10 protein-coding genes and 1 pseudogene are annotated in these 9,286 nt (G+C 69.2%); 4 read left to right on the forward strand and 7 right to left on the reverse strand.

The features are described from left to right. Nucleotides 1-83: 83 nt before the first annotated feature. Nucleotides 84-1,136 (reverse strand): IS110 family transposase, encoded by a 1,053-nt coding sequence (locus IEW07_RS20260; RefSeq protein WP_188540541.1) that lies wholly within the window; start codon nt 1,134-1,136, stop codon nt 84-86. A gap of 598 nt (nt 1,137-1,734) precedes the next feature. On the opposite strand from IEW07_RS20260, the gene IEW07_RS20265 reads away from it, so the two are divergent. Both IEW07_RS20265 and IEW07_RS20270 read left to right on the forward strand, forming a co-directional pair. Further along, nucleotides 1,735-2,145: an excalibur calcium-binding domain-containing protein gene (locus IEW07_RS20265; protein ID WP_229742019.1), complete on the forward strand. Its 411-nt coding sequence runs from the start codon at nt 1,735-1,737 to the stop codon at nt 2,143-2,145. Nucleotides 2,146-2,291: 146 nt separating this feature from the next. After that, a pseudogene (locus IEW07_RS20270) lies at nt 2,292-2,447 on the forward strand (recombinase family protein); the annotation flags it as partial. 76 nt (nt 2,448-2,523) lie between these two features. Here IEW07_RS20270 and IEW07_RS20275 read toward each other — a convergent pair. Continuing rightward, nucleotides 2,524-3,249 carry a YwaF family protein gene (locus IEW07_RS20275; RefSeq protein ID WP_188540543.1) on the reverse strand — a complete coding sequence of 242 codons (726 nt, stop codon included), beginning with the start codon at nt 3,247-3,249 and terminating at the stop codon, nt 2,524-2,526. An 811-nt stretch (nt 3,250-4,060) separates the two neighbouring features. Here IEW07_RS20275 and IEW07_RS20280 point away from each other — a divergent pair. Further along, on the forward strand, nt 4,061-4,357 hold the full coding sequence (locus IEW07_RS20280; RefSeq protein ID WP_188540545.1) for an antibiotic biosynthesis monooxygenase family protein: 297 nt from the start codon (nt 4,061-4,063) through the stop codon (nt 4,355-4,357). 446 nt (nt 4,358-4,803) lie between these two features. After that, on the forward strand, nt 4,804-5,151 hold the full coding sequence (locus IEW07_RS20290) for a hypothetical protein (protein WP_188540547.1): 348 nt from the start codon (nt 4,804-4,806) through the stop codon (nt 5,149-5,151). 157 nt (nt 5,152-5,308) lie between these two features. Here the strand turns inward: IEW07_RS20290 and IEW07_RS20295 are convergent, their stop codons facing one another. From IEW07_RS20295 to IEW07_RS20315, 5 genes are all read right to left on the reverse strand, one after another. Next, nucleotides 5,309-5,860 (reverse strand): flavodoxin domain-containing protein, encoded by a 552-nt coding sequence (locus tag IEW07_RS20295; RefSeq protein WP_188540549.1) that lies wholly within the window; start codon nt 5,858-5,860, stop codon nt 5,309-5,311. Continuing rightward, the gene (locus IEW07_RS20300) at nt 5,857-6,108 is read right to left on the reverse strand and encodes a hypothetical protein (protein WP_188540551.1); all 252 of its coding nucleotides are present in this window, start codon (nt 6,106-6,108) and stop codon (nt 5,857-5,859) included. The genes IEW07_RS20295 and IEW07_RS20300 overlap by 4 nt, the downstream gene beginning before the upstream one ends. A 314-nt stretch (nt 6,109-6,422) precedes the next feature. Next, the gene (locus tag IEW07_RS20305) at nt 6,423-7,643 is read right to left on the reverse strand and encodes an FG-GAP repeat domain-containing protein (protein WP_188540553.1); all 1,221 of its coding nucleotides are present in this window, start codon (nt 7,641-7,643) and stop codon (nt 6,423-6,425) included. Between the two features lie 117 nt (nt 7,644-7,760). Then, complete coding sequence (locus tag IEW07_RS20310; RefSeq protein ID WP_188540555.1) at nt 7,761-8,216, reverse strand: hypothetical protein; 456 nt, start codon at nt 8,214-8,216, stop codon at nt 7,761-7,763. Between the two features lie 268 nt (nt 8,217-8,484). Then, nucleotides 8,485-9,105, reverse strand: a complete 621-nt coding sequence (locus tag IEW07_RS20315) for a dihydrofolate reductase family protein (RefSeq protein ID WP_188540556.1) — start codon at nt 9,103-9,105, stop codon at nt 8,485-8,487. Between the last annotated feature and the right edge of the window lie 181 nt (nt 9,106-9,286).

Raw genomic sequence — 9,286 nt, forward strand, 5'->3', positions numbered from 1 at the left:
CGATATCATGAGGTGCGGTCATCGCGTGAGTTCTCCTTAAGAAAAGACTTTGGTCGGTCTTTCCAAGGACGCTTCTATGTTTGTCAAGGAGCCGCAGACGCCTCCAGTGCTCGGAAGAGTTCGCGGGCGATGTAGCGCTTGATGCTGCGGCGGATCTCGCCGTCGTTCTTTCCCTGGGACCTCTTCTTGGCGATGTAGTCGTGGGTGCGGGGGCAGGCTCGCCAGCGTGTGAGGGTGATGTCGTGCAACGCGCGGTTCAGGGCGCGGTCACCGCCTCGGTTGTAGCGGTGCCTGATGGTCCGGCCGCTGCTGGCCGGCAACGGGCTGGCACCGGCCAGTGCGGCGAAGGCTGCCTCGTGTCGGCAACGGCCCCGATGCGACCACGAGACGATTGCCTGAGCGGCGCTGACGGGGCCGACACCGAACTTGTCCAGCAGCTCTGGTGCGAAGCCCGCCACGAGCTGCTCGAGCGATTGACGGTTCGCTCTCATCTCGCGGCCGGCCTGAGCGATGGCGGTCGCCAGCCGGCGGGCTTCGGCGCGTCGGACCCGCACCTCGACGAGATCGGTAGCCCGGCCCCGCCGACGGGCGATCTGGCCCAGCCGGGTGTCGGTGAGGGCCCCCCGGGCCATGGTGCGATCTTGGTCGTCGCCGGTGAGCAGCAACGCCCGCAGCCGGTTGATCTGCCGGGTGCGCGTGATGGCCGACTCGTGCCGGGCGCTGAGCAGGATCCGCATGGCTTCGCGGTCTCCATCGTGGCGAGGAGTCGGCAACCGTTCGGCGTCCAGGCCCAACGTGTGCAACGCGGCAAGGCGGGCGTCGATCGCATCCGATTTGCCCCGACGTCGAGCTGAACGTCTGGGCCGTTGCACTTCGACGACGACCAGCCCCGCCGCTTGCGCGGCACGGGCCAGACCGACGCCATAACTGCGGGTGCCCTCCAGCCCGAGAATGACTCGCGGGCCTGGGGCGTGCTCTGCTATCCATGCGAGCACCTGCGCGTACCCGCTGTCGTCGTTGTCGACCTCCAGCGTTGCGATCGTCGCGCCCGTGGGCGCGGTCATCTCCAGCGCGTGGATATCTCGGTGTGTGTCTCCGCCGACGACGGCGTCGACGACCTCCGCGACCAGTGACATGATGGGGCCTCCCCGATGGACGCACTGCGTTGTGGCGTGAAACCCACCGAATGCGGCACATCTGTGAGGAGTCACGGCCCCCCGATGACCCGGGGGAAGCGCGGACAGGCTTCTGATCAAGCCAGCAGGGTGGGGCCAAGCCGGTGCCGACGCCCCCACTGACGAGTCCTTCGAAGAGCACGCCGAAGCGGCCAGATCACGCGTGAGTCAAGAGGAAGCATCGACACCGATCCTGACAGCGATCCGGAAGCCGAACCACTGGCCCCAACACTCACAAATCACGCGGTGGCCGCCTCACGTTCGGAACGCCACGCCCTCAGGGCCGGGTGTACACCACGCTACGGGACGCTACTCTGAGGAGTGGTTTCAATAGTGTTCTCCATGCCGCAGTTGATCGGGCTTTTCACCGGGCGAATCACACGAGCATGACCCCCCAGCGAGGTTGCCCGTGGGTCGCACAGAGGCGTTCCGATCCGCTGGGGCCTCCAGCGCATGCCGGTGAGTCATAAACATGTCACCATGCATGTATTCGCATCTGTGACTCACTTCATGAGTACGGTGCAAGGGTCATTGCTCCCCAAGAAAGGCGACAGACCCTGTGAGAAAAAGTGCTGCTGGTGCCGCCCTGGTCGCTGCTGTCGGATTCTCCGCTCTGACCGCAGCCCCAGCCTCCGCCCTGTCGTTCCCGCTGTTCGAGACCTGCGACGCCGCCGCAGCCGCCGGCGTCTACAACATCCCGGCCGGGGATCCCCGCTACACCCCCGAGTTGGACTCCGACGCGGACGGGACCGCCTGCGAGAACCCTGACTACGCCTACGTTCCGCTGCCCCCGGTCGGTGATGTTCCCACCGACCCGCAGGTGGAGCAGATGCCGGTCGGTGGTGCGGACACCGGGGTGGCCATGAGCCCGGAGAAGTCCAGCACCGGGACCGCCGCTCTCGGCCTGGCTGGAATTGCCGCCGTCGCCGGTGCCGTGGTGATCACCCGTCGCCGGAGCGCATGCGCATAGCCTGCCCGGGACGGCCTCGCATCCTGACCGGTGCGGGGCCGTCCCGTCGTTTTCAGTAGTCCGAGAACTGGCCGGATCCGGTGCACCACACCAGCCGAGGACGAGCGCGCCGGCTCCGGGGCGCGTGATGGCTGGTGCCCGACCGCGGTGCGGGAGACGTGGACACTGCCACTCCCATGGGCTCGATGGTGTCCACCGTCATGGCCGCCCCGGCGCAGAGGGAGCTGGAGATCAAGCGTGAACTTCTCACCGACTCGGTGGCCAAGCGCCGGGCCGCCGACAAGGACCTCGGCGGGTGGCGGTAGACCTTCCCCCGAGGGGCAGGCCACTCGCCGCTGCCCCGGCAGGCCTACATCGGTGCCCTGGTCTCCTGCTGCTTCAGCCTGCCGCATCAACCCGGGTCTTGGCTGTGCTCGGCCGCCGGATCGTCCACGGCCAGGTGATGAGCGCCCACACCACGGCGATGATGAGGAGCTCCACCAGCACGTACCCGGGCCAGGGCCCGAACAGGTCGAGGATCGACGGGTGCTTCGGCTTCCCGTTGAGGAAGCCGTAATTGGTCCCCAGCCAGCTGTTGAGCCCGAAAACTACCACCGCCCACGTGACCGTGACGACCATGGCCAGGTGGTAGCTGCGCCAGTCCACACGGCCGCCGCGTCCCCACATCAGGTGCAGGGCTGCCCACAGGACCAGCAAATGCTGGACCCATAGGTCGATGAAGTCGATGTGGGGGAAGTCCGGGGAGTCGAGGGCCGGGGTGAGGATGGCCTGCGGGTTGAGAGTCAGTCCCCAGTAGTAGGTGAGCGCCATCGCCCACAGGGCCCGTGTCCACAGGGCGATGACAGCGACCATCCACGCGAGATCCGAGAGGTGCACCGGCAGAGAGATGTGGACGTCGAAATTGCCCGGTACGCACCGGTAGACGAGCATCGCCACCGCATACGTGGTCAGCACCGAGGCGAACGCCCGAGAGAAGATCACCTCGGCCCGGGAATCCCGCAGACGGCGGCCCAGCATCACCACGACCACAGCACCGAGGACGCAGACGCCCAGGGCAGCCCAATGAGTGGGGCCGTAGGGGACGAAGACCTCCTCGTTGGGCACCGCCGTCTCCCCTCCGCCTGCCGGGATTATCGGCTCCCGAGGCCGAGCGCCAGGAGCGCGAGGAGACTCACCCACGAACAGGAGTGGACGGTAGGCACCTCCCGGACCGGCGCAGGAGTCGTCCGACGAGACACCGCGACCGGGCCCCGGTACCGGATGTTCTCCTTCAGCTACGGGTTGCACGGTACTCGTCGTGAACTCGTGCAGGAAGGAGTCAATGCTGGGTCGGCCGGGAATTTCGTCCAGTTGGTCGGCCAAGGGACATGCACTTCACCGAGCACGCGGTTTGCCCGGGCCTCGGTGTGCCCGTCTTCTGCTCGTGTGCCGCTCAGCCCGGTCGGTTATTTCGACGGTGGATCCGGTCGATGCAACGGAACATGCGGATTTCCACGTTGCTTCGAGCCGCTGGGCGAGCGCATCACCGCATAGCTGTATCTCTGCATGTGGGCTCGTGCAATCCGGTCGGGCAGCCGCAGGGACCGGTTGGCAGTGGGCAAGCTCCAGGGGGAGAGCGCGTGTCGGGTTTGGCCATCTAGGGCGAAGTCCTGGCTCCGGGCCGTGGACGAGGGCATCCCGGGATTTCATGGGACCAGCGTCTGGCCCGCTTGGCCAACTCGCTTTGAGTCTCACACGTCTCGACGGATCCATCGGTGACTGACGGACAGAAGCCCTCAGCGCTACGACCATGGTGAGGCCCCCGGAAGAGCACGTCGTCGGGGGCCTCGCCATGCCCACCGCCGATCACGCGACGGGGGGGGGCGACTACGGTGGGGTCACCACCCTTCGCCTCTCGACAGGAGCGACAGCCCTCATGAATGCACGGATCGTGACGACCGTAGACGCAACTATCGACCCAGAGCGCGAGCAGGAGCTCCTCGAGGGGTTCCGCCGGATGAATGCCGGTCCCACGCCCGAAGGGCTCGTGACCTCGGAGCTTCTGCGCGGCCAGGGCGGTGCATGGCGCCTTCAGACGACGTGGCGGGATCGAGAAGCCCTCATGGCTGTGCGCAGCAGCGGCGAGCAGCCTGCAGCCCTGGCCCTGCTCGATCGCCTGGGCGCGACGCATTCCCATTCTGTGTTCACGGTGGAGCAGAGCTACGGCGCATAGGTGTTTCCGCGCGGCGTCCCCGTCGCCGGCTGGCCATCCAAGAGTGAGGTGCGGGTCGGGGCCTGTGGTGGCCGAGTTCGGGAATGGACACCTCTCCGCCGACGGGTCGGACTGCCATGGCATGTCTCCTCATAGGTCGTGGAGCCAGAGGGGGATCGCGCGCAGCACGACTGCGCCCCGGTAGGTGGGCCAGGACCTTGTCCCAGGTCCCGTCCGCGGTGCAGCGGCGGTGGCGTTTCCACACCGTCTGCCAGGGCCCGGCCGCGTCCCCGGGCGTCGTGGAGGACCATCGGCGAACGTGAACAGGTGGTGACAGTTCGGACAGCAGGCTTCTCATGAGGGACGCAGGCTCGTAGCCTGAGGCTTGACAGCGTCGTCGAGCGTTTCCGTCCTGCACGCGGGGGTGGTCCGACCCCGGTGCGCTCGACCCTGTGGAGGACAGCCCCATGAGCGTCTGCGATGTGCCGTCGTCCGCCCCTGACACCGGCCCTGTACGGGTCTCACCCGGCATCGGGGTCGGCCTCGTCTTCGACCCCACCCCTTCGGTGGACGTCTCCCGGCTGTCCCGGTACCGGATGCGCGCAGACCGACCCGGCCTGGACCTGCGTGCCGGCGAGAGCGTGCTGTGCGCCGCCTACGAGCCCGCCGGTCTGGGCCTGGTCGTGCTGGTGCGCTGCGAGGCCGACGGGCACAGTCCCGGGGCCCTGATCCCGGTCGAGGAGCTCGAGTACCTGGGCCCGGCTCCCGAACCCCTCGCGCAGGGCGCGTGGAGCAGACCCGGCACCCGGATCTGAGCTCTCTGGTCGATGACACAGCCCGCGCGGAACCGGGGAGCGCTTCGCTCACGCCCGTCCCATCGGGCCCTGGGCCAGATGCAGTTCCTGGGCCGTCCTCGCTGGGTGACCGCCTGACGGGCCCTCCTCCCTGCTGTGGGAGGCCGGGCCCACCCGTTCAGGAACGTGCCTCCTCCTGGCCGGCGGTCAATGCCGTGGCGATCATGGCGGCCCAGGCATCGATCGCCTCCCAGTCGCGGAAGTCGCCGGCCGGGGTGGCGTCCTTCGCGGCGGGCAGGTGACCGACCAGCCGCTCCCCGAGGCCGATCGGTGGGGCCTCCGGGTCGAACGCGCCGAAGAAGACCTGTTCCCCGCGCGGGTGCAGCAGCCCGGTGAGCTCGTCGAACTCCTTCGGCCGGGCGGCCTCCAGGACGTCGTGGCCCTCCTCGTCCACCCGGTCGGTGCCGAGCGGGCCGCTGCTGAACAGCCAGACCGGCCGGTCGGCGAGCTCTGCCCGGTGACGTCTGGCGAAGGCAGTGGCGTCCTTGAGCCAGTGGAACATGTAGGCCGCGCCGCCCAGCACCACGGCGTCGTACGGGGTCAGGTCGCGGACCTCGTCCACCGGGTGCGCCTCGGCCGCAAGGCCGGCGGTGCGCAGGACCTCGGCGATCCGTTCGGCGATCCCGGCCGTGGAGCCGTGCCGGGTGGCATAGGCGACGAGAACGTTCATGACAGCTCCTCTTCGGTGTGAGGTCCCTCGCCACGAGCAGATGCGCGCGATGACGGCCCGGGCGTGGGGTACCGGGCGGAGGGTGAGCTGCGGCGTCCTCCCACGGCCCGCCACAGCAGCGCGCCCCCTGCGACGATCAGGGCCAGAGGCCACGCATAGTTGAACACCGCGAGCAGCGCCGTGGCCTCCAGCGCGCTCAGCGCTGCCAGCAGCGCACCGAAGACCGCACCCACGACCTTGCGCGACATGGTCTCCACCTCCAGCCTCAGGGTAGGGCCACGACCGGTGCCGCGAGGATGGTGAGGACGATGTTTCGCCCCGTAGCGCACGGCCCGGTGGGGCCGGAAGACAGCCTCACCGCCCCATCGCCCACGCCGTAGTGGTGAGTGCCGGTGCCGGTGCCGGAGTGCAGAAGCCTCAGGACAGCGTCACAAGCGTGCGGTTCTCCCCAGATCCGGCGACGTCGTCGCCGTCGGCCGGCTCGCGCACGTGACGCCCGGCGGGTCAGTGGACGGTCCATGTCAGGCATCCGTGGTCAGGGCACCGGGCGCTGTCCCGGCGCTCAGGACAGGCGCACGCTCAGGAGGGCGTGTCCGAAGGCCACGATGTCGGTCCGGCCGTCGCCGTTGACGTCACCGAGCAGGCGCGGGTACTTCTGCGGGGTCCAGCCGTCCTGGTAGCCGAACTCGCCGTTGTACTGCCCGGTGCTGTGCAGGCCGTCGCGGCCGCCGAAGGAGGCCCGGATGCCGGCGTCGGCGAAGCCGATCACGTCGTCGACCCCGTCCCCGGTGACGTCGCCCAGCAGCCGCGGATGACGGTCGACCCGCCAGCCCTGGGCCACCCCGAAGTCGGCCACCTCCAGGGCGGGCGGGTAGAAGTTGATGTTCCTCGGGGGCGTCAGGATGGACCGGGACACGTGCACCCCGCGGTCGCCGAAGCCGACGACGTCGGCCCTGCCGTCGCCGCTGACGTCGCCCACGGTTCGCGGGTGCTGACCGACCCGCCAGCCCTGGGCGGTGCCGAAGTCGCGGATCTCCAGCGCCGGCTGGGTGAACGTGCCGTCGGCCCGGCCATAGGACATCCAGACTCCGCCGGAGCCGAACCCGACCACATCGGCGGCCCCGTCGTCGTTGACGTCGACGACCTGCCTCGGATGCTGGTCCTCCCGCCAGCCCTGGACGACGCCGAAGTCACGGATCATCAGAGCGGCGGGGGTGAAGGTGCTGTTCGACCGACCGTAGGCGACCCAGGTGCCGGCGTGGCCGAAGCCGACGACGTCCTCGATCCCGTCACCGTTGACGTCGGCCACCTCGCGCGGGTGCCGCTCGACCGTCCAGCCCTGGACCCAGCCGAAGTCGTCCACCACCTGCACCGCGGTGGTGAACGATCCGTCCGCGCGGGCGTAGGAGACCTGCACGCCCTTGGTGCCGAAACCGATCAGGTCGTCGCGGCCGTCGCCGTTGACGTCGCCCGTGGCCCGCGGATTCGTCCACCCCTGGCCGGTGCCGTAGTCGCGGATCGCGAGCACCGGGGCGCTGAGCGTGCCGTCGGCCCGACCGTAGGCCACGAAGGTGCCGGGATCCCCGAACCCGACGACGTCGGCGCGACCGTCGCCGTTGACGTCGGCGAGTTCCCGGATGTGCGTGTCAACCCGCCAGCCCTGGCTGTAGGTCAAGTACGGCTGGGCTGCTGCGTGGGCCGGAACAGCCGCCGCGACCGTCGTCACAGCCAGTGCGCCGACCGCTGCGCCCGTGACCAGCCGCGCCTTCGACGACCGTTCCATGACCGCTCCCCTCGGACCTCAAGACGACTTGTCAGAAGCCAGTCTTCTCCTGACGGAGCCGGAAACAGCAGGTGCGAAGGAAAAAGACCTCGGGAGGCGGCACACACCGCCGGTTGCTCAGGCCGCGGTGCCGGTGTCGGCGTCCTGGTCGGTCAGCACCAGGTCCCAGCCCTCGGAGCCGCGTGCGATGTGTCCGGTCTTGATCGCCCCGTGCTGGTCGATCCAGCGCAGCTCGCCGCCGTGGACGCCGGCCCGGTAGCCGGACTGGCGGGCCACCCACACTCCTTCGGCGGCAGCCTCGTAACGGCTGTCCGGCCAGGAGAGGTGGCTGATCGTGGAGAGGACCGACAGGGTGAGGCCGAGCGTCATGACCGCCGGACCGGTGAGCAGCGGCAGCCACGGGATCCAGGTGAGCCCGACCGACACGAACATCGTGACGATGAGGGTGACGAACGGATTGGTCCACCGCGCAGGCTCCGGCAGCCGCGGGGTGCGGGCGACGGCGGGGAAGACGCGGACCGGGGTGCCGGTGGTCGTGGGACGGTGGTCGTCGAAGAACTGCTGCAGGCTCAAAGGGTGCTCCGGTGGGCAGGTGAGGGCATCCGCACGGTGCGGGCGGTGAGGCAGACGTGGATGCGGCGCCGGCGAGGGGAGTGCCGGTTCGCAGGCTCGGCCGCATCTTCATCTTGACACCGCCGGCCGGGGAACTGCCCAGTCACAAGACCGTTCGATTCCTCACATGCGACGCCCGGTCCCGCTTACGAGAGAGCCCGGCGCCCGCCGACTGCGCAGGCCCGTCCGGGCGCTGCACGGGCTGCTGCGCGCAACGGCCGGCGGCCGCCTACTCCGGGAGCTGCGAGATGTCGACGCCGGTGACCGGGTCACCGGCCCGCTCGTAGACGAGCGACACCGCTCCCTTCGGGAACGCCTGCGGCGGCTTCACCAGTCTGAAGGCGGCCGGGACGGTGCCGTCGCCGAAGAGACGCTTGCCCGAGCCCAGGACCAGCGGATAGAGGATGAGGTTCAGCCGGTCGAGGAGGCCCTCCCGCAGCAGGGTCGTCACGAGGGCGCCGCTGCCGAAGACGTGGACCTCGTCGAACCGGTCCTTGAGCGCTCGCACCTCGGTCGCGACGTCCGTCAGCACCGTGGTTCCCTCCCACGACGGGTCGGTCAGCGTGCGCGAGACGACGAACTTCGGCACCGCGTTGAACCTCGCGGCGATCGGGTCGGCGTCGCCGCGGGCCGGCCAGTAGCCGGCGAAGATGTCGTACGTCTTGCGGCCGAGCAGCAGCGCGTCCAGGCGCCCGATCTCGGCACCGATCGTCTCGCCCGATTCGTCGTCGAAGTAGGCCCCCTGCCAGCCGCCGAACGCGAAGCCGCCCTCACGGTCCTCGTCGGGCCCGCCCGGCGCCTGGTAGATCCCGTCGAGGGTGATGAAGAGGTCGACCTGGATGATCCCCATGGTGTGGTCCTTCGGTGTGCTCCTGCGACAGCCGTGGGGCACCAGCTTTTCCCGACTGGATCCGGGCGTCAACCCCTCCATGGTTCGAGGAGCGCGCGAAGACCGAGCACCGCGTCAGTCGGGGAGGCGGGTGCCGGTGGCGGTGTCGAACAGGTGCAGGTGCTCCATCGCCGGGGCGACC

The sequence above is a fragment of the Kocuria dechangensis genome (genome assembly GCF_014636775.1).
GTDB classification, from domain to species: domain Bacteria; phylum Actinomycetota; class Actinomycetes; order Actinomycetales; family Micrococcaceae; genus Kocuria; species Kocuria dechangensis.